Below are 19850 nucleotides of genomic sequence, written 5' to 3'. Positions count from 1 at the left end.
TTTTGATGAACAACTTTTTACCCATTTTAACGACGTAAAACAAAAGTTATACTTACCGCGTACATAACTCACACACCCAGAAAGCCTTGTGATTACATAATTTGAGGGATTTTAGAAGGGCGTAAATACACTATTGCTTACTGAGGCGATCGCAATGCTCGAAACACTAATTCCCCTAGTTATCAACAAGTCTGTAGAAATTATTCTGGGGCTACTACTGGAAAAATTCTGGGCTTGGGTTTTGAAGGATAACAACTGTCAACGCCTGAACCAATTTCTGAAAATCAAAATTCTCACACTCTATCTTGATTGGGTTTTGCTCAAAACACCTCTAAAATATCTACCTGAGTTCGCACCAGAAAATAATTCAGAAATTAATGATTAGTATCAAATAAGGAGGACATGACACAGGATAAAGTCTTAACTTTAGTGGATACGCTAAACCTGCGTCTATGGTCTACTCTCTAGGCTGGGAAAGCTTCCGCCTTGGTGTATTTGCTTAATAAAATTAATGTCTGTTGCTTACAATATATCAACTTGCTACTAATTTAGTTTTAAAACTTAACCAAACATGATTCAATTAGTGAGTAATTCTTTGCTGATAAAAAATTAGATAATTTAAAGTTATATAAAATTTAAAAATCAATTTAAGCTTTTAGGTAAATAATATTTATTCAAGAGGACTTTAAATATAATTCATATAAATATAAATAAGATTACAAAAATTCAATTTACCTATACCTGGTCGCTACATGAACTCACAGAATTCTCGCTCTGACAAAATTTTGGTTGTAGATGATTCTCCAGATAATGTGTTTTTAATCAAAACAATTTTGGAGGAAGAAGGCTACACCGTTAGCACAGCAGAAAATGGTGCTTCGGCTTTAGCGCAACTAGAAGCATCTCCCTGTGACTTGGTATTGTTGGATCTGATGATGCCAGGAATGGATGGTTATGAAGTTACTCGCCGGATTCGGGGTAATGCTGCTATGCAGCAATATATTCCCATACTGCTCATTACTGCTCACGATGCGCCAAATGTTGCTAAGGGATTGGATTTAGGTGCTGATGATTTCATTCGTAAGCCTGTAACGGTGGATGAATTGCTAGCACGGGTGCGATCGCTCTTACGCCTAAAACACAGTATCGATGAACGTGATGAAATTGCTCGCCAGCGTGAAGATTTTGTCTCCCGCCTTACCCACGATTTACGCACCCCCCTAGTAGCAGCCGATCGCGTCCTCATGTTGTTTCAGGAAGGTGCTTTGGGAGCCTTATCTCCGCAAATGCATGAAGTAATCACCATCATGGCGCGCAGCAACACCAACCTGCTTTCGATGGTTAATACTCTATTGGAAGTGTACCGCTTTGAAGCTGGGCGCAAAACCTTGGCGTTTTTACCAGTGAATATTCAGCAATTATTAGAGGAAGTAGTGGGAGAATTAACACCTTTAGCTCAAGCCAAAACACTAGCTATAAATTTGGCTGTTGCTGAAGAGTTAAACACTAATACAGTTATGGGCGATCGCTTGGAATTGCATCGTCTATTTACTAACCTCATCGGTAATGCCATTAAATTTACCGCTTCTGGCTCAGTCAATATTCGTCTTAGTTCAACGACTGAAACCAGTCAAAACTTTGATGTCGATGCTGCGGAAAATTCAACCATTAGTGGCTACCTAATTGTTGAGGTAGAAGACACAGGCCCCGGTATTTCTGCTGAAGACCAAGCCAGTTTATTTGAACGATTTCGCCAAGGAAGTCACAAAACTTCTGGTAGTGGATTAGGACTATACCTTTCGCGGCGAATTGTTGAGGCTCATCAAGGTAATATTTTAGTTAAATCTGAATTGGGTAATGGTAGTTTATTCATGGTCATGCTACCTATAAAAAAGTAAGTTAAAGGTCAAGAGTTGGAGAGACGTGATTAATCGCGTCTGTACAAAAGTTAAAAGTTAAAAAATATGATTGGTGAATTATCAACTGCGGCTGATATTATTCGGAAACAGCGCGAGTTTTTTCAAACTGGTAAGACTAAAGACGTTGCTTTTCGGATTGCACAACTGAAAATTTTGAAGCAAACAATTCTGGAGAATGAACAAGCAATTGTGCAAGCATTAAAAGCTGATTTACATAAACCAGAATTTGAAACTTACGCTACAGAAATTTTGGTCATTAAAGAAATTGATTACGCAATTAAAAATCTTAAAAATTGGGTAAAGCCAAAAAAAGCCGCAGTTCCTATTGAATTTTTGCAATACTCAGCCAAGATTTATCCAGAGCCGTTAGGAGTAGTTTTAATTATCGGCCCTTGGAACTATCCATTTAACTTAATTACCTCACCCTTAGTAGGTGCGATCGCAGCGGGTAATTGTACAATTCTCAAACCTTCAGAACTAGCACCTCATACCTCTAGTTTACTGGCTGAGATGATTGCTAAATACTTTGATCCAGCATATATTACCCTGGTAGCAGGTGGTGTTGAAACCAGCCAAAATCTGCTAGCAGAAAAATTTGACCACATATTTTTTACTGGTGGTACAAGTGTAGGCAAAATAGTCATGGAAGCTGCTGCAAAACACCTGACACCCGTTACTTTAGAATTAGGCGGGAAAAGCCCTTGTATTGTAGATACTGAAATTAATTTAGAACAAACGGCAAGGCGAATTACTTGGGGTAAGTTCATTAATGCTGGACAAACTTGTATCGCGCCTGACTATCTTTTAGTTGATAAAAAAATTAAAAATAATTTATTAGATGCTATCAAAAAATGTCTCAAAGAATTTTATGGAGATAACCCTGCTAAGAGTCCAGATTTTGCCAGGATTATCTCTCAAAAACACTTTGATAGATTAGCAAATGTCCTCAAAAATGGTGAAGTAATTATTGGCGGAGAAATCAATTCAGAAGAACTTTATATTGCTCCCACACTGCTTGATAACGTCTCTTTAGAAGATGCAGTGATGCAGGAAGAAATTTTTGGGCCGATTTTGCCCATCATTGAATATAGTGACATTAAAGATGCGATCGCCTTAATTAACTCTCGACCAAAACCCTTAGCTTTATACTTATTTACCCAAAATAAAAGCCTGCAAAAACGCGTTTTGCAGGAAACTTCATCCGGTGGAGTTTGTCTCAACGATACAATACTGCAATTTGGTGTTCCATCTTTACCCTTTGGTGGTGTTAATGATAGCGGTATTGGTAGCTATCACGGTAAAGCCAGTTTTGACACCTTCTCCCACCGTAAAAGCGTCTTGCAAAACTCCTTTTTATTAGACATAAATTGGCGTTACGCTCCCTATAAAGGAAAACTAGGTTTCCTCAAACGGCTTCTTGGTTACTAAATAAGTCACAAAATTCCTAATTTCTAGAGTGCGCTATTTGCAAACTCATACTTAATTACGAATTACGAACTACGAATTACGAATTAGTAACTATAACGCTCTTCTGCCCAAGGTTCACCACGTTGGTGGTAACCATTACGCTCCCAAAAACCCAGTTCTTCACGACTGAGAAACTCTAAACCATTGATCCACTTAGCACTTTTCCAAGCATAAAGATGGGGAACAACTAACCGCATTGGGCCACCATGTTCTGCTGGTAAAGGTTCACCAAACAAATTAAAAGCAAAGAAATTTTCTTCACGCAGAAAATCTGCCATTGAGATATTTGTAGTGTAGCCACCATAGCAATGTTCCATCACATGAACTGCTTGGGGATCTACCTCTATCAAACTCATAAAGTCTGTAACTTTAATCCCAGTCCACTTAACATCGAGCTTAGACCAGCGAGTTACACAGTGAAAATCTGCTGTGAATTCAGATTGAGGTAAAGCCATAAAATCTGCCCATGTAAAAGTGGCAGGTTTTGCCAAACCCCAAACTTTAAATTCCCATTCTTCAGTATTTATTTGCGGTGTTGCACCATAAGTTAAAACCGGGAACCCCTTAGCTAGATATTGGCCAGGAGGTACCCGTTCGTTTTCTTGTTGCTCTGGTTTCTGAAAAAATTTTCCTAACATATTCGTAGAAAAATGAATTTTTCAAGATAATTTAGTACTCTTGAGATTATTGTCTAAGGATTTGAGCATCTGCGCTACCCTCAAAAGGAGGCAAAATACCAATCGCGCTGAATACTAAAAATCCAGAAACTACAGATAACTTACTTTTTATAAATTCTTTAAGCATCAGTCATAAGCAATAGTTAATTGAGCTGATCCAATTAACTATAACTATGCATAATGCCGAAAAGCAGCGAAAAAGCGCTCATTTAATAGCGCTGTTCGTGCTTTTCTTAACTAAGGAATTTATTCTTCTTCTGCTTCCTCTTCTTCAGCACTTGGATAAACAAATGTAGAGCGTCCAGTCAAAATTGACTTGCCCATTGAAAGAGCTTTTTGAGCTTCAACAGCAGCTTTATGTCTCCAGGTAGCGCGGCGTTTATCTCTCTTGGATTTAGATGTTTTCTTCTTAGGAACAGCCATGATAGCGGATATCGCAATTCTTGACAACCTTTTTATTCTAAGCCATCCACTGACACTGGCAACAAGAGGTTAATAAAGAATTGGGCATGGGGCATTGGGCATTGGGCATAGATAATTGGTAATTGGAATTTTTCCCCTTGTCTCCCTGTCCCCTGCCTTTTCCCAATCCCCACTCCCTTAATTACTAGCAGGGGGAGTTGTGGGATTTTCTGTAACAGGTGGAGGTGGAATTGTGGGATTTTCTGTAGCAGGTGGAGTTATGGGATTTTCTGTAGTAGCAGGGGGAGTGGCGAGATTTTGCAGAGGAGGTGGAGTTGTGAGATTTTGTAGAGCAGGTACAGTTGTGAGATTTTGTTCAAAAAACAATAGCGATCGCGCTGTTTTAAAATAAGTTGCCCAACGTTGAGTATCGGGACGATTCCGCCATTGGGGACGACTCACATCTAAAGCTAAAACTGGGGCGATCGCTCCTTGGCTTTGTACGGATACAATTACTGAAACATCTGTAACTAGAATATCTTGATCGAAGCTTCTCTGGGCTGCTGCTCTCGCTGCCGCTTCTGCCCTTCTCAGTACAGTTTCGTAGGTTTCTTCCGGTAGCCGATCAATTGCTAGATCAACTCTAGCGGTGTAAGCTCTAACAATCTGCGGGGCGATCGCTTCACAGACAAACCACACAGGAACAGCAGTTAAGAGCAAAAATATTAACGGAACTATCCGGATTTTTGTGCCAATTTGGCTAATAACTGAAAAGGAAATGATCGATGATGGTTGATGAGCAACACTTCTACTCATGACCTGGTAACTCCTTACTACATTATTTGTAATTTAAATTGAGTGAAAGTATTTACAGAGTAATTTATGTAATAAAAATTACATACAATTTTGGGTTCGAGAGAAATCTCCTAAACTATAAGACATAGGTTAACTTTGTTTTTTAGGCAAAGCCAACCGCAATTTTAAGCAAACAACTATGACTAAAGAGGGGATGACAAATTACTGGGCGATCGCAATTGGAATTAATCAATATCATCTATTTCAACCTTTAGATTGTGCCAAAGCAGATGCTGAGGCACTCAAGGATTTATTGGTGACACAGGCAGGGTTCATGCCGCAGAACTGCCTGTTGATGACAGATACTTCACCGCCGCTTAATAAAGATAAATCTACCTATCCGACTAGGGAAAATATTCTGCTGTTATTGGAGGATTTAGCAGCATCATCTTGGCAACCGCAAGACCATCTGTGGTTATTCTTTAGCGGTTACGGCATCAACTACAAAGGTCAAGATTACTTAATGCCAGTGGAAGGGAACCCTGATCTCGTACAGGAGACTGGCATAGAATTGCGATCGCTGATGCAAAGTCTGCAACTTACTAATCTCAATGTATTGCTACTACTGGATATCAACCGCGCTTTTGGTACTCAAGCCGATGCTCCCGTAGGGCAAGAAACCATAGAACTAGCTCAAGAACTACAACTGGCGACTATTCTGTCTTGCCAACCAGAGCAATTTTCCCATGAAAGCCGGGAACTAGGTCACGGATTCTTTACCGCAGCGTTATTGGAAGCTTTGCGTTCTGGTCGTGGCACGAACTTAGTAGATTTGGAACGCTACTTGAGTTTGCTTACGCCACAATTATGTCAACATTACTGGCGACCTACGCAAAACCCGATCGCTGTAGTTCCATCTCAGCAGCAGGTTATCTTACCACCATCGTCACCTCCTAGTATCCCAATTAAAAGCGAAGTCAACTCCGTGATTTTTCCGGAAGAATCCTTCGCTGTCACACGTGCAGCACCTTCTCTGGAAGCCAATTCTTCCAAAACTTCAGAACAGTTAGAAAAAACGGGCATCAACCGACCAGTGCAAGGAGTGGAAACTACTGTCAGTCGTAGATCCAAGCCCGGAAAATCTGCCCAGTTGACAGTAGGAAATGAAAACTTTCCCGCTCAACCAGTCTCAGGTTCAGCTAGTAAATTCACCTCTCAAGCACTTCTTCACCCAGAGGAGAAGTTTAAACAACTACCGCCATCTTCCCCAGAAGAAAGTGGTAGGGAAAGGTTTATTCCTAATGCTTCCCCAGGTTACGTTTCCCAAGCGCCTGTAACTCAGCCAAGTACACCTTTTTGGAAACAGCTTTTGTGGTGGTTTGGCGGTGGTTTGTTAATAGTTGGTTTAGTTGCAGTAGTTTTTCTCCGTAATCAGTCAAAATTTGGCGTTACCGAAGTATTTAGGACATCAACTAATACAGCTACTAATCAGCCACAAGACCTCAATACTTTACCAAGTACTCGTCCTATCACAACTGCCGCTTCTCCAACTCCCGAACCAAAACCATCAAACCCGCCACCAGTAGTTAATCCTGAGTCACAAACACGGAGTCAAGCAGTCTTAGATCTGGCGAAAATGTCCCTGAGAGAAACTCAGGCTAGCGATTTAAGTTTAGCGATCGCCACGGCGCGAAAAATTCAACCAGGTGAACCGCTTTACGAACAAGCTCAGGAAGATATTAAAATCTGGAGTCGCATGATTTTAGATTTGGCAGAAGGTCGCGCTCAACAAAAACAGTATGCCAGTGCTGTAGCTGCCGCACAATTAATTACTAAAGACGAAAATCTGTATCCTAAAGCACAAGCACTGATTAATCAATGGCGACTAGAAGCCAAGCAGTATGTCAGTAACAAAACTCTTTTAGATGCGGCTAATGCCTTAATTAAGTCAGGGCAAGCATCTACATATAATCGAGCAATCGAAGTTGCGAAAAAAGTCCCACCAGGACAGCCAGGCTTCGATGTTGCTCAAAAATCAATTAATAAATGGAGCGAAAAGATTTTGGACGTAGCGAAAAATCGTGCAGTCCAAGGCGAACTCAATGCAGCAATTGAAACCGCAGCCTTAGTGCCAGAAATGACATCTGCCTATGAAGATGCTCAAGAAGCCATCCAAAAATGGCAAGTTAGGCGGATAAAAAATTAGTCTAGAGTCCAAAGTCTAGAGTCAAAGAGATTTGGATTAACTCCAATACTACTGGTTAAGCGTTTTGAACTCAAAATTGGTTGTGGGGAAAAGGTTAAAGGTTTTTTCTTTCCCTTTTCCCATTCCCCTTTTCCCCTTAACTTGAAAAAGACGAAAGGGTAAAGGTTGTGTCCCCTTACCCTTTGTCCTTGACCAAGCAATAATGGCTAAAAATTGAGAAATAATCGCTTACGTTTAATGTGAATTCAGTCTTAAAAGCCTTTAATTTCTTCGATAGTCACAAAACCATAACTTTGAGATAGTTTAGAAACCCTGATTAACTAAGCGGCGCTTGTCATTCACATAAGGCGTAACTTGGAATTTAACAGTACTGAGACACATCCTCTCCACATTCATCAGCTAGATAGCATAACGCCCGGAAACGTAAGCTCACAACTTCTTCATACAAAGGATTCAGCTTACACATTGGCGGAATGTGAAATAAGGTTTTGCCAAATAACTTGACATCACGCTCAAAAGGACATTGGGAAGGTATTATTTGACACAAGCGGTGCGCTAATTTGCGATCGCGGACTTGTATTTTGTCTACGGTTTGTCGTAAGGGCTGGAGAATATCAAATTTAGACTTAGCAGCAGCACTATGTAGCTGAGTTACATCGGTCTTGTTGACTTCTGCTGGATTTATTGATACCCAACTTGCGAGAAAAATTCTTTTTGTGGTATTATCAAATACCTTCATGGTTTACTCCTCTATTGACTTGAGGGTATTCACCTTAACGATGAACATATACATAGTGGCTACGACCATTCCCGGAAAATTCTTATTCTGACTTTGATGCAATCTGATGTTATCCGTAGCCACTGAGTCAGAACTCATTTATCACTACGTCAAGTTAAACGCAATTTCCCTAGAATCGGAAGTGTAATAATCCGATCTTGTTCATAACTTGACACAGTTTAAATTCTAATGAAGACATCTATCTTCAGGTAGGTTTTTGTGTAATCTTTACAAATATTATTATATAATATTTTCGGCCGTATTTTTAGCTAGTCAAAATATTAGCATCTCAATTATATACATACAGACTCACATACCTTGTATAAGGTTCCGTTAAGGAAAGGTGTATTTTAGGTAATTGGTAATTGGTAATTGGTAATTGGTAATTGGGGTTTGTTATTTCTCCCTCATCCTCCTCATCCCCCTCATCCTCCCTAACTGCTGTATTGTTATATGACATGACTGCTCATATGTAAAGCGAGTGACTGTCTTGCAATTTGCAATCTATGGCGTATTAGGGCTGACTTACCTGGGGTTAGCATTGGGCTACATCCCTGGTTTACGCATGAACCGTGCCACTATTGCCTTAGTGGGATCGGCGTTTTTAATTGCCTTGGGTGCTGTCAATTTACAAGAAGCTTGGCAGGCAATTGATGCTAACACCATCGTATTTTTACTGAGTATGATGGTAGTTAACGCTAACTTAGAATACTCAGGCTTTTTTGGGCGATCGCTCTCGCTGCTATTGAGCGTAACCCGCAGTCCATTAGGCTTATTGATTGCCTTAACTTTTGGGAGTGGTATTCTATCTGCCGTATTTCTTAACGACACAATAGCGCTAATTTTTACACCACTCACCTTGAGCCTAACTCAAGCATTGAGTTTAAATCCTATACCTTATTTATTAGCGATCGCAGGTGCAACTAATATAGGTTCTGTTTGCACTCTCAGCGGTAACCCGCAAAATATTTTAATTGGTTCCTTTTCCGGGATTCCCTACCTCGATTTTTTGCGCACACTAGCTCCCGTAGCCTTAATTGGTTTAGCAATTCAGGTAGGATTGCTATGGCTACTTTATCCTGATGTTCGTTCCACCCAACCATGTCAAGAGTTAAGTAGTAACAATAAAAATCGTATTTTTAAACCCTTATTTAATAAAACTTTAGTCATCACTACAGGGTTACTTATTGCTTTTGCGATGGGTTTACCTTTAGCCGAATCTGCTTTAGTTGCTGCTAGTTTATTATTGATTACGAGGCGAATTAAACCACAGCGCATTTTGCAAAAAGTAGATTGGAATTTACTAGTGATGTTTTCAGGATTATTTATCCTGACGCGCGTCACACAAAAGTTAAATTTATTGCAGCCATTTACTCATGCAGTCAACACTTCTGCCAGTTTTTTGACTGTAACTGTTATCTTATCTAATCTGATTTCCAATGTTCCGGCAGTACTTTTATTACATCCTCTAATTCCCAAAGATGATACCCACTATTGGCTCTTACTAGCAGCCGGATCTACATTAGCAGGTAATCTTACTTTATTTGGTTCAGTTGCTAACTTAATAGTTGTTGAAGCGGCTACAAACTTAGGCTACAAACTGACATTTCTGGAGCATTTACGCTTTGGCGTACCACTTACTTTTTTTACCCTAATTCTAGTTTACCTATGGATTTAGAAGCCTGTAAAAACTAAGCAAACTAAAGTGATCTATTAAATTAACCAACCACGTTGCAGCCCTTGTTCTACACTACCCGCCCAGTCTGTAGTTAAGTGTTTCCTTACGGTATCAAACAGATGCCACACGACATTAGGATCAATTGGATTTTTAACGTAGCTATCAAGGTATCTATATTCTCTGTCAGTATTTTTTTGTTTACGTAAGACATAAATTTGATCAACCTTGTATTTTCGCAAATTTACTGCATCAGAAAGCTTGAGCCACTCCATTACTACAATATATAATCCGTTTGGATTTCGGGCTTTTACTTCTTCTGCTGCTCTAGATGAGCCTTCTAGCATTGTTTTATCAAGATATGTTTTACATTCTATTGCAATTACAGGAATATCAAAAAAATGCTCTTCTGAATTGCCAGCAGTCAAAGTTGTACTGAATGCTGATAAGCTTTCAGCAGGTACTACAAGCGGGCCTTCAATTGGCTTGTCTATATTTTGCTCTAATTCTTTTAAAATGTCCGCAGCCTTTGCTGCCGCATCATCGACAACTTCAGTCTGTTTTTCAAGATTTAAATCATAATTTTGTATATTTGATAAGCCTGACTTACTCGTTTGTAAAGAGGCTAAAACTGTAACACCTATGACAAAATCATGATCCTTTTTCTCAATTCTTGCGTAAGGTGTTTCCAACATTTTGGTGTAACTGGGTGCTGCAAAGAAAATATCCTTAAAAGTACGAGATTTTCCCATCAATGCACGCTCTCCAAAATCACTCACTAAATCCTTAAACAAATAGTATAAAAACTCCTCTAAGGCACTTGAGTGCAAATTTGATCTAGAGTCAAATTTTTCAGCATAATGCTGTTGATCAATAAAGTTCTTATAGTCCTCAAAAAATGCTACACGTTTTTGTATTGTTTCTATATCAGTTCCTGCTTCAATTACACCGGGCCCAACTAAATCGATATTTTGTTTGTGCCAATTATCATATTTAGAGCGAATTTCAGCTAAATATTCTTTACTTACAGAATCTTTGTATTTTGATCTATGATTTTCTTTTGTACTTAAATTTGCGCCATGTACTAGCATATTTTTTTAGTCTCATTAATAATGTTTTCAGCAATAGATTTTGCTAATAGTGGCGGTACTGCATTACCAATCTGATTATATTGGCAGAGATGTTTTTCCTCTACTCTACCTTCTCTCTGAAGTAGCTTATGACTGACTACAGTCGGTTTACCTTTAAATACAAACCAATCAGGAAATGATTGAATTCTTGCGCCTTCTCTAGCAGTAAAGTTCCTATTTTTATAGGGATGTACAAAATTTGCATAGAATGATGCAGGAATAGTATGGCAGAGTTTATATGGGTGTAATCTTCTACTGTTTTGATCGTAGACTGTTTCAGATATAATTCCATTACTATTTCTTTTATATGGCTTTAAATGTTCAGGAATATCAGCTAGTGATTCTCCCCAAGACATTAATTCAAAACGTTCTATAGTCCGCTTAGAATGTTTCATTGCTACGTGGTTGTAAACTTTTTGCGAACCTATTCGCATTTGATACTGGTACTCATTAGTAGCTTCTCTATCATATTTCATTTCCTCTTGACCTTCTCTAGCATTGATATCAGGTAGATCAGAAATAGCATCCCATAATGAAGCACATGGTTTCAGATGGGAATCAAATATTTGTAGCTGTTCACCGTCTTGAAAATAATGAGTAGGTGCTGGAAAAGGTCTTTCAAGTTTATCACGAGAGGCAATAACAAATAGCCTTCGCCTTATTTGTGGTATTCCATATTTAAAAGCTTCTAAGATATCAATATATACATAATATCCAATCTGTTCTAGTTCTGATTTTATAATGTTAATAACAGATTCACCTAGAATTGTCTTAGCTTTTATAAGTCCTGGTACATTTTCCATAATTAATAAGTCTGGTTGGAATAATTTTCCAATTCTTAAAAATTCTTGGAAAAGAGAGTTTCTAGGGTCTTTTGGATCACCTGCATTTTTCCTACATATTGAGTATCCCTGGCATGGTGGACTACCTAAAATAACATCAGGTAAATTATCTTTAAACTCATCTAACAAGTATTCATCTGAAAAATTTTGTATATCTCCAATAAGTACTTTTGCTTCTTTGTGATTATACGCAAACGTTTCCGCCGCCCATTTATCTTCTTCTATAGCTCCTATAATTATATTTCCTGCCAGCTTAAACCCCAAACTAAATCCACCAGCGCCTGCAAATATATCAAGTACTTTTAGCAATTAAATACCTCCTTAAACCAATATTTTTATTCAATTAAATCTTGTTTGTTTAAGATATTTTACTAATAAGACTGTTTAACTATATTACACATGATGAATCGGAATAAAGGCTTTTTCACGTATTAGGAAAAATAGTTGAGTTGTAACTACATATAAAAAAACTAAGGGTGGAAGGCAAAGCCACTCCAACCCTTAACAAGTAAGAAAACCTTACCTTTAGTTCTGAATTTTAATTCTAAATACCTTACGATGCTACCTGAGCTGCAGTTCTAGTCCGCCGTCTTCTCCCATCAGCAACTTTTACAGGTGGCTCATCAGGAATCTGCATCAACAATGTCACAGTTGGTTGACATTGCAGTTCCCGACGGATGGAACGTTGTAACTCTCTTTCCAAAGTTCCTTGCAATCCACCCCAATCGACTTCAGGTTGCTCGCCTTCACCGGGTTGAGAAAATTCTGACCAGCGAACGCTTAAGATTTCTTCAATGCGCTGCTGTACCCATTTTTGCAACAGCGATCGCTCTATACTTGTGACTACGCCTCGCAGGTGAATTTCTGGCTTTGCCAATAATTTACCACTCCAATCGATGGCAGCAGCGATGGTAACAATACCTTCAGAAGCCATGCGTTGGCGTTCTTGTAAGACTTTAGCGCTAACCATGCCCGAACTAGTAGTATCCACCAGTTCAATACCCGATGGCACTTTTCCAGATACACTAATCGAGTCTTCTGTCAACTCCACGATATCGCCATTCTGGATAATAATCATGTTTTCTGCAGGAATGCCCATACTTTGCGCTGTTTGGGCGTGCTTCACCAACATCCGATGTTCGCCGTGGAAGGGTACGAAAAACTTCGGTTTAGTTAAAGCAATCATCAGTTTTTGGTCTTCTTGACAGCCATGACCAGAAACGTGAATTCCCTTGTCTCGACCATAGACTACGTTTGCTCCTTGGAGCATTAATTTATCTATAGTATTGACAACTGCGATCGTATTTCCGGGAATTGGGTTAGCGGAGAAAACTACCGTATCTCCTTCGCGAATTTTAATGTGGGGGTGTTCTTTGTTGGCAATGCGTGTCATGGCTGCCATTGTCTCACCCTGAGAGCCAGTAGTCAGAATTAATACTTTATCATCTGGTAGACCGCGAACAGAGTGTAACGGTTGCAGCAGATTATCTGGACACTTGATGTAACCTAAATTGCGTGCGTGGGCAATTAAATTGAGCATCGAACGCCCAACCACTGTGACTGTGCGGTTGTGCTTCTGCGCTAGCTCCAAAATCATGTTGATGCGATGGACGCTAGAAGCAAAAGTTGTGACAAACAGCCGCCCCGTAGCTTGTGAGAATACGCGGTCAAGATTGGGATATACAGAACGTTCCGAAGGTGTAAATCCTGGCACTTCTGAGTTAGTGGAATCGCTTAACAAACACAGTACGCCTTTTTCGCCATGTTCTGCTAACCGTTGTAAGTCAAATCTTTCACCATCCACTGGGGTATGGTCGATTTTAAAGTCTCCTGTATGGATGACTATACCGATGGGTGTATGCAGGGCAACTGTAAAGCTATCAGCAATGGAGTGGGTATTGCGAATGTACTCTACAAAGAAAGATTTCCCAATTCTCACGACATCACGAGGTAAAACCGATCTTAATTCTGTGCGATCGCGTACTCCCGCTTCTTCTAATTTACCTTCTAGCATGGCCATTGCTAATCTCGGGCCATAAATTACAGGTATTTCAAACTGTTTGAGATGAAATGCAATCCCACCAATATGATCTTCATGACCGTGGGTGACGATCATCCCTTTAATTTTATGGCGATTTTCCCGGAGATAGGTCATATCTGGCAGGACAATATTTACACCATGCATTGCCTCTGTGGGAAAGGCTAAACCTGCATCTAAAAGGACAATTTCATCGTCATATTCAAAAACACAGGTATTTTTACCAATTTCATGTAAACCGCCCAAAGGAATAATTTTTAGGGCGGAATCAGCTTCGTTTTTAGCCATTTGCTCCTTAGATTGTTGTTTGTGGTTAATTTAAGTTAAAAATTTAGTCTTGTATCAAAGACAACATCATTAGCTGTCTTATAAAGTCATCTGAAAGCAGCTGAGTAAACGTCAGAATTTTCTATTGTTTGTTCAATAAAAATGGATTTTACGCTGAAGGATTAATAGTATAGCGATTCAGTCGTAGCACAGGTTTTGTTCAGTGCAACCTGATCAAAGATATGTATTATTCCCAAATTATATGTAATTTTAGATACTAACAATTCGCCATTGCTGAACAAATTGTTACTTAGAGTAAACTAAGTTCTTTCAGAACCACCTCTAACTTATGACTTACTTCTGGTTCAGCTTCAGATAACGGCGGACGAGTTGAACCTACCTCCCAACCTAGAAGTTTTAATGCTTTCTTAACTGGAATAGGATTTGTCGTTAAAAATAGAGCTTTAAACAGGGGAAAAAGTTGAAGATGAATATCTGTCGCAATTTGAATTTTACCTAAATCAAAAGCTTGAATCATCTGCTGTAGTTGGTTTCCTACCAGATGAGAAGCAACGCTGACCACACCCTTTGCTCCGATCGCTAACAAAGGTAGAGTTAAAGAATCATCACCAGCGTAAATCTGAAATTCTTTTGGTGTCAAGCGGCGAATTTCACTCGCCTGGTCTAAATTTCCACTAGCTTCTTTGATACCAACAATATTATCAATCTCCGCTAACCGGGTAACTGTTTCGGCACTCAGATTTTGACCGGTACGACCAGGAATGTTGTATAACAACATAGGTAGGTCGGGACAGGCTTGCGCTACCGCCTGAAAGTGCTGGTACAGACCTGCTTGCGGTGGCTTATTGTAATAAGGAACTACTTGTAAAGACCCATGTACTCCTATTTTAGCTGCCTTTTGGGTGGCGGCGATCGCTTCTTTGGTGGAGTTAGAACCACACCCTGCTATCACCTTGGCTTTTCCAGCTACAGCCTGCAACACCTCAACAAACAAATGGTATTCCTCTTCCCAACTCAGGGTAGGGGATTCCCCTGTTGTACCACATACCACCAATGTATCTGTACCGTTGTTAGCTAGATGTGCCGCTAGTTCTGCCGCTACATCATAGTTGACACTGCCGTCTGCTTTAAACGGCGTAATCATAGCGGTTAAAACTCTGCCAAAATCTCCCACCCTCTTTTCACTCCTGATTACCCTTTTTTGTTTTTTATCGCTTGGTGGTTTTTTATTTTAATAGCCTATCTGCAAATTGCTTACAAGTGCCATTTGTCAGTTATATTTTCTGAAGAATTAATGACTAATGGCTAATGGTTTTAGTAGATTTTTTTCTACTAATAACTCCGCAATTTGTACTGCATTTAAAGCTGCTCCTTTACGGATTTGGTCACCACATAACCATAGTTCCAAGCCGCAAGGATGTGAAATGTCTTGACGAATTCTGCCTACTAAAACTTCATCTCGACCAGTAGCTTCAATTGGCATAGGAAAATGATTTGCCTGCCAATCTTCAATCAATTTTACTCCAGGGGAGCGACTGATGATTTCCCTAGCTTCCTCTGGACTAAAAGGCACCTCGAATTCTATATTAACTGCTTCCGAGTGGGCACGCAGTACGGGAACCCGCACACAAGTGGCGGTAATTCTGATTTGTTGTGTGCCAAAAATTTTGCGAGTTTCATTGACCATTTTCATTTCTTCCTCGCAGTACCCCTGCTCGTTTAATGGGGAATTGTGCGGAAATAAATTAAATGCCAAGGGATAAGGTAATACTTCGGCAACTGCTGGTTGCCCTGATAAAATGGCGCTGGATTGGGTTTGCACTTCTGCCATTGCTTTTGCACCTGCACCACTAGCAGATTGGTAAGTAGCAACAACCAACCGTTTTATTGGTCTTACCTGATGTAGGGGCCACAATGCTACCGATAGCAAGATGGTTGTGCAGTTAGGATTAGCAATAATTCCTTGATGATGAGCCGCAGCTTGGGGATTTACCTCTGGTACTACCAAAGGCACTTCTTCTTTCATGCGAAAGGCACTGGAGTTATCAATTACTACCGCGCCTTTTTCTACTGCTTTGCCTGCCCAAGTTTTAGATGTCGAACCACCTGCACTGGCCAGTACTATATCTATACCATCAAAGGCGCGATCGCTCACTGCCTCTATTGGCAAATTTTCCCCTTTAAACGACAGTGTCCGCCCCACACTTCTTTCTGAAGCCAATAACTTTAAATTAGCTAACGGAAAATTCCGATTTGCTAGTAATTCCAACAACTCTGTGCCTACAGCACCAGTTGCGCCCAAAATAGCTACATTATAGGATTTAGACAACCTAACTTCCTCCTTTAAGAGGTTATATAAGATTTATGCGATCGATACAAAACTTATGCAGTATTTAAATTACAGCCGTCTGCTTTAACATTTAAATAAAATTTTCTTTACTGGGAAATTTATGCTTTTGTTTTTACTTTATTACATTATTAAGTTTTTTTCTTTTTCATCAATTAATTAATATTCTAGTTTCCTTTGGTTTTATGACATTCATATTTCGTTACTTTCATTTAAAGTATATATTATACAACTAATTTATCAGCAGCGAAAGAATTAAAATATCTGCACTCAGCCATAGTTAAAGTTTAATAATTTTCCAGTTCAGTCAATAATTTTGCTTATTTATCTGGGCTGCACAGATTATAGATGTACTATGATCCAAGTGAAAGAAAACCACGAACCACTACAAACTGAGCTATGCGGCAATGCAGTCAGTCCTAATCAATCCAATCTGGAAATCAAATTCTACTTGAAAACCAGGATATCACGGTGTTAGCCCCCTGAATCATAAATCCACTTCCTTGCCTAGATCCAGAGTGCGAAACCCCTAATCGTTAGGTCATTGAGGAAGTGTTTGATTATGCAACACAGATGGCGACGGAGCAAGAGACCTCATTGTCATCGCCTTTAGATGTACAAAGAGTAAACTTATTGCGCTAAAGTGTTCAGGATTTTGCCATTAGCAGTAAACTGGATCTCTGCTGCCAGGCACTTATCCATTTTGGGATTCTCATGATGCCTTGTGGTCATTTGCCATTCCAGCTAAGAGACATCCACCTACAGAAGCGAACGATCGCATCTTGTCTGTACTCGGAGTCACCAATACCAGAAAACAGAGACGAAGCATGAAAGTCACCCAGGAAAAACTTCCCGCCAGCCAAATTGGACTAGAAATAGAAATTACACCAGAGATTACCAAACAAACTTACGAACAGGTAATTAAAAACCTAGCTAGTACTGCCAATATTCCTGGGTTTCGCAAAGGCAAAGTGCCTCGGCAGATATTGCTACAGCGCCTTGGCACTACACGCATTAAGGCAGCAGCCCTGGAAGAACTCATACAAGATGGCATAGAAAAAGCTGTTAAACAAGAAGAAATTCCGGCGATTGGGCAACCACAGTTGCGCTCATCGTTTGACGAATTGATTAATAATTATGAACCAGGTAAACCGCTGACCTTTTCTGCATCTGTCGATGTGGAACCGGAAATCAACATAGCACAGTACACAGGATTACAAGCGAAAGCTGAAGAAATCAAGTACGATCCCGCACGGGTTGATGAAGCGCTAGATAAAGAACGTCAACAAATGGGAACATTGATTCCTGTAGAAGGGCGTGCTGCCCAAATTGGCGATGTTGCAGTTGTTGATTTTAAAGGCGTAATAGCGAAAGCTGAGGGTGACGACGAATCCGCAGAACCTACGCCTATTCCCGGAGGAGAAGCGACTGATTTTCAAGTCGAACTATACGAAGATAAATTTATTCCCGGATTTATCTTGGGTATGGTAGGCATGAATCCTGGAGAAACCAAAGAAATTTCTGCCCAGTTCCCAGATCCTTATGCTAATGAAGAGTTAGCAGGCAAACCAGCTGTATTTACAGTCACGCTCAATGAACTCAAGGAAAAAGAACTACCTGAGTTGGATGATGATTTTGCCCAAGAAGTCAGCGACTTTGAAACCTTAGCAGAATTGCGGACTTCCTTAGAAGAGCGATATCAAAAAGAAGCCGAACAGAAAACCAAAACTAACAAGCAAGAAGCCTTGTTAGCAGAACTGCTCAAGCATGTAGAAATCGATCTACCAGCGACATTAATCGAGCAGGAAGTTGATGCGATGCTCACACAAACAGCAATTCGGCTGTCACAGCAAGGGCTGGATGTGAGAAAGTTATTTACCCAAGATATTATTCCGCAATTACGGGCGCGATCGCGTGATGAGGCCATTGAACGCCTCAAACGCTCCCTCGCTTTACGGGAAGTGAGTAAACGCGAATCCATCCAGGTGACAGAAGAAGAAATTAAAGCTAGAGTCACAGAGTTGTTGCAGGAATATCCAGACGAAGATGTAGACGCAGACAGACTGCGCTCAGTTGTGGAAAATGAACTCACAACCGAAAAAATCATCGATTGGCTGCTAGAAAACTCATCAGTGGAACTAGTACCCGAAGGCTCTTTAAGTACCCCAGATGAAGAAGAAGCAACATCAGCCGAGCCGGAAGCAGAATCTGCCACAGTGGAAGTTGTAGCAGAAACTGTTGAAGGGGAATAGGGACTGGGGATTGGGGAGATGAGGGAGATGAGGGAGATGTAGCCTAAAGGCGAACCCACAGGGTGGGAGATGAGAGGAAATAACCAAAATCCATACCCATTACCCATTACCCATTACCAATGCCCCATCCCCAACATCCCGCTAAAATGGTTAACAAATGTTAAAGAAATTACTTACTACATCTGCTACTATCTAGGCGGGACACTGGGGTACACGAGAAAAATTTAGATGAGGCATAATGGTTAACACATAGCTCAAATAAAAATCTAAATTAGTTAAAGAAGCAGTTAATGCTGCTTTGAACTTGTCCCACTTACTTGTCAAATGTTTTTTTATGCTTGTATCGCAGTCGGGAAATTACCCAATCAGCAGCTTAAGCCAAATGAATATTAGCTCCCACCTCAACGGCATCAGCAACATTGTGCCAATGGTGGTAGAACAATCTGGTATGGGAGAAAGGGCATTTGACATCTACTCCCGCCTACTGCGAGAGCGGATTATATTTTTGGGAACACCCATAGACGATGCTGTTGCCAATTCCATAGTCGCCCAACTATTATTCTTGGATGCCGAAGACTCAGAAAAGGACATTCAACTGTACATTAACTCTCCCGGCGGCTCTGTCTACGCAGGGATGGCAATCTATGATACAATACAGCAAATTCGTCCCGATGTAGTTACCATCTGTTTTGGGCTAGCCGCGAGCATGGGGGCATTCTTGTTAACAGCAGGGACTGCTGGTAAACGCATGTCTCTACCTGATTCCCGAATTATGATTCACCAACCACTTGGTGGTGCTCAAGGGCAAGCTATTGACATCGAAATTCAAGCTAGAGAAATTCTTTACATTAAGGGTAAGTTGAATCAGTTAATGGCCCAGCATACTGGTCAACCCCTAGAAAGAATAGAAGCAGATACGGAACGCGACTTTTTTATGTCGGCAGAAGAGGCGAAGAACTACGGTTTAATTGACCAAGTCATTTCTCGGCAAAATCTTCCCACACCAGGGGAAAACGTCACCATTCTGAAATAAG

General features: G+C 40.2%; 16 protein-coding genes. 7 read left to right on the top strand and 9 right to left on the bottom strand.

Annotation, left to right across the window (positions count from 1 at the left end):
• The first annotated feature begins 154 nt into the window (after positions 1-154).
• The 3 genes from AACU25_RS20995 (at position 155) to AACU25_RS20985 (ending at position 3347) form a co-directional block, all read left to right on the top strand.
• Positions 155-385 carry a hypothetical protein gene (locus AACU25_RS20995; RefSeq protein WP_096578935.1) on the top strand — a complete coding sequence of 77 codons (231 nt, stop codon included), beginning with the start codon at positions 155-157 and terminating at the stop codon, positions 383-385.
• 367 nt (positions 386-752) lie between these two features.
• Complete coding sequence (locus tag AACU25_RS20990) at positions 753-1898, top strand: hybrid sensor histidine kinase/response regulator (protein WP_096578933.1); 1146 nt, start codon at positions 753-755, stop codon at positions 1896-1898.
• 66 nt (positions 1899-1964) lie between these two features.
• Positions 1965-3347, top strand: coding sequence for an aldehyde dehydrogenase (locus tag AACU25_RS20985; protein ID WP_096578931.1), 1383 nt, complete (start codon positions 1965-1967; stop codon positions 3345-3347).
• 83 nt (positions 3348-3430) lie between these two features.
• Here the strand turns inward: AACU25_RS20985 and AACU25_RS20980 are convergent, their stop codons facing one another.
• The 3 genes from AACU25_RS20980 to AACU25_RS20970 form a co-directional block, all read right to left on the bottom strand.
• A complete protein-coding gene (locus tag AACU25_RS20980) occupies positions 3431-4024 on the bottom strand; it encodes a sulfite oxidase-like oxidoreductase (RefSeq protein ID WP_096578929.1) in 594 nt (197 codons plus the stop codon).
• 285 nt (positions 4025-4309) lie between these two features.
• On the bottom strand, positions 4310-4486 hold the full coding sequence (gene rpmF, locus AACU25_RS20975) for a 50S ribosomal protein L32 (protein ID WP_045872386.1): 177 nt from the start codon (positions 4484-4486) through the stop codon (positions 4310-4312).
• 177 nt (positions 4487-4663) lie between these two features.
• Positions 4664-5281 (bottom strand): hypothetical protein, encoded by a 618-nt coding sequence (locus tag AACU25_RS20970; RefSeq protein WP_321206663.1) that lies wholly within the window; start codon positions 5279-5281, stop codon positions 4664-4666.
• 193 nt (positions 5282-5474) lie between these two features.
• On the opposite strand from AACU25_RS20970, the gene AACU25_RS20965 reads away from it, so the two are divergent.
• Complete coding sequence (locus AACU25_RS20965) at positions 5475-7466, top strand: caspase family protein (protein WP_096583914.1); 1992 nt, start codon at positions 5475-5477, stop codon at positions 7464-7466.
• A gap of 361 nt (positions 7467-7827) precedes the next feature.
• Here the strand turns inward: AACU25_RS20965 and AACU25_RS20960 are convergent, their stop codons facing one another.
• The gene (locus AACU25_RS20960) at positions 7828-8205 is read right to left on the bottom strand and encodes a Mo-dependent nitrogenase C-terminal domain-containing protein (RefSeq protein WP_096578927.1); all 378 of its coding nucleotides are present in this window, start codon (positions 8203-8205) and stop codon (positions 7828-7830) included.
• Positions 8206-8725: 520 nt separating this feature from the next.
• Here AACU25_RS20960 and AACU25_RS20955 point away from each other — a divergent pair.
• Positions 8726-9922, top strand: a complete 1197-nt coding sequence (locus AACU25_RS20955; RefSeq protein WP_096578925.1) for an anion transporter — start codon at positions 8726-8728, stop codon at positions 9920-9922.
• Positions 9923-9957: 35 nt separating this feature from the next.
• Here the strand turns inward: AACU25_RS20955 and AACU25_RS20950 are convergent, their stop codons facing one another.
• From AACU25_RS20950 to AACU25_RS20930, 5 genes are all read right to left on the bottom strand, one after another.
• Positions 9958-11010: a Bpu10I family restriction endonuclease gene (locus tag AACU25_RS20950; protein ID WP_096578923.1), complete on the bottom strand. Its 1053-nt coding sequence runs from the start codon at positions 11008-11010 to the stop codon at positions 9958-9960.
• A complete protein-coding gene (locus AACU25_RS20945; RefSeq protein ID WP_096578921.1) occupies positions 11004-12200 on the bottom strand; it encodes a DNA cytosine methyltransferase in 1197 nt (398 codons plus the stop codon). Before AACU25_RS20945 ends, AACU25_RS20950 begins: the two co-directional genes overlap by 7 nt.
• A gap of 244 nt (positions 12201-12444) precedes the next feature.
• Entirely contained in the window at positions 12445-14217 is a 1773-nt protein-coding gene (locus tag AACU25_RS20940; protein WP_096578919.1) for a ribonuclease J, read from the bottom strand.
• Positions 14218-14506: 289 nt separating this feature from the next.
• Complete coding sequence (dapA, locus tag AACU25_RS20935) at positions 14507-15391, bottom strand: 4-hydroxy-tetrahydrodipicolinate synthase (protein ID WP_096578917.1); 885 nt, start codon at positions 15389-15391, stop codon at positions 14507-14509.
• A 117-nt stretch (positions 15392-15508) separates the two neighbouring features.
• Positions 15509-16546, bottom strand: coding sequence for an aspartate-semialdehyde dehydrogenase (locus AACU25_RS20930; RefSeq protein ID WP_096578915.1), 1038 nt, complete (start codon positions 16544-16546; stop codon positions 15509-15511).
• Between the two features lie 845 nt (positions 16547-17391).
• Between AACU25_RS20930 and tig the strand changes: the two genes are divergently transcribed.
• Together tig and clpP are read left to right on the top strand one after the other, a co-directional pair.
• On the top strand, positions 17392-18816 hold the full coding sequence (gene tig, locus AACU25_RS20925; RefSeq protein ID WP_096578913.1) for a trigger factor: 1425 nt from the start codon (positions 17392-17394) through the stop codon (positions 18814-18816).
• A 334-nt stretch (positions 18817-19150) separates the two neighbouring features.
• Complete coding sequence (clpP, locus tag AACU25_RS20920) at positions 19151-19849, top strand: ATP-dependent Clp endopeptidase proteolytic subunit ClpP (protein WP_045872397.1); 699 nt, start codon at positions 19151-19153, stop codon at positions 19847-19849.
• Position 19850 lies beyond the last annotated feature (1 nt).

Source organism: Tolypothrix tenuis PCC 7101 (assembly GCF_963874875.1).
In the GTDB taxonomy this organism is placed as follows: domain Bacteria; phylum Cyanobacteriota; class Cyanobacteriia; order Cyanobacteriales; family Nostocaceae; genus Aulosira; species Aulosira tenue.
This window is presented reverse-complemented; position numbering and strand designations above follow the sequence as displayed.

Excerpts from the sequence above, each read along its gene's own strand:
- AACU25_RS20950 (WP_096578923.1), bottom strand. The coding sequence starts at position 11,010 with ATGCTAGTACATGGCGCAAATTTAAGTACAAAAGAAAATCATAGATCA.
- AACU25_RS20965 (WP_096583914.1), top strand. The coding sequence starts at position 5,475 with ATGACAAATTACTGGGCGATCGCAATTGGAATTAATCAATATCATCTA.
- AACU25_RS20980 (WP_096578929.1), bottom strand. The coding sequence starts at position 4,024 with ATGTTAGGAAAATTTTTTCAGAAACCAGAGCAACAAGAAAACGAACGG.
- AACU25_RS20960 (WP_096578927.1), bottom strand. The coding sequence starts at position 8,205 with ATGAAGGTATTTGATAATACCACAAAAAGAATTTTTCTCGCAAGTTGG.
- AACU25_RS20990 (WP_096578933.1), top strand. The coding sequence starts at position 753 with ATGAACTCACAGAATTCTCGCTCTGACAAAATTTTGGTTGTAGATGAT.
- AACU25_RS20985 (WP_096578931.1), top strand. The coding sequence starts at position 1,965 with ATGATTGGTGAATTATCAACTGCGGCTGATATTATTCGGAAACAGCGC.
- AACU25_RS20940 (WP_096578919.1), bottom strand. The coding sequence starts at position 14,217 with ATGGCTAAAAACGAAGCTGATTCCGCCCTAAAAATTATTCCTTTGGGC.
- rpmF (WP_045872386.1), bottom strand. The coding sequence starts at position 4,486 with ATGGCTGTTCCTAAGAAGAAAACATCTAAATCCAAGAGAGATAAACGC.
- AACU25_RS20995 (WP_096578935.1), top strand. The coding sequence starts at position 155 with ATGCTCGAAACACTAATTCCCCTAGTTATCAACAAGTCTGTAGAAATT.
- AACU25_RS20970 (WP_321206663.1), bottom strand. The coding sequence starts at position 5,281 with ATGAGTAGAAGTGTTGCTCATCAACCATCATCGATCATTTCCTTTTCA.
- tig (WP_096578913.1), top strand. The coding sequence starts at position 17,392 with ATGAAAGTCACCCAGGAAAAACTTCCCGCCAGCCAAATTGGACTAGAA.
- clpP (WP_045872397.1), top strand. The coding sequence starts at position 19,151 with ATGCTTGTATCGCAGTCGGGAAATTACCCAATCAGCAGCTTAAGCCAA.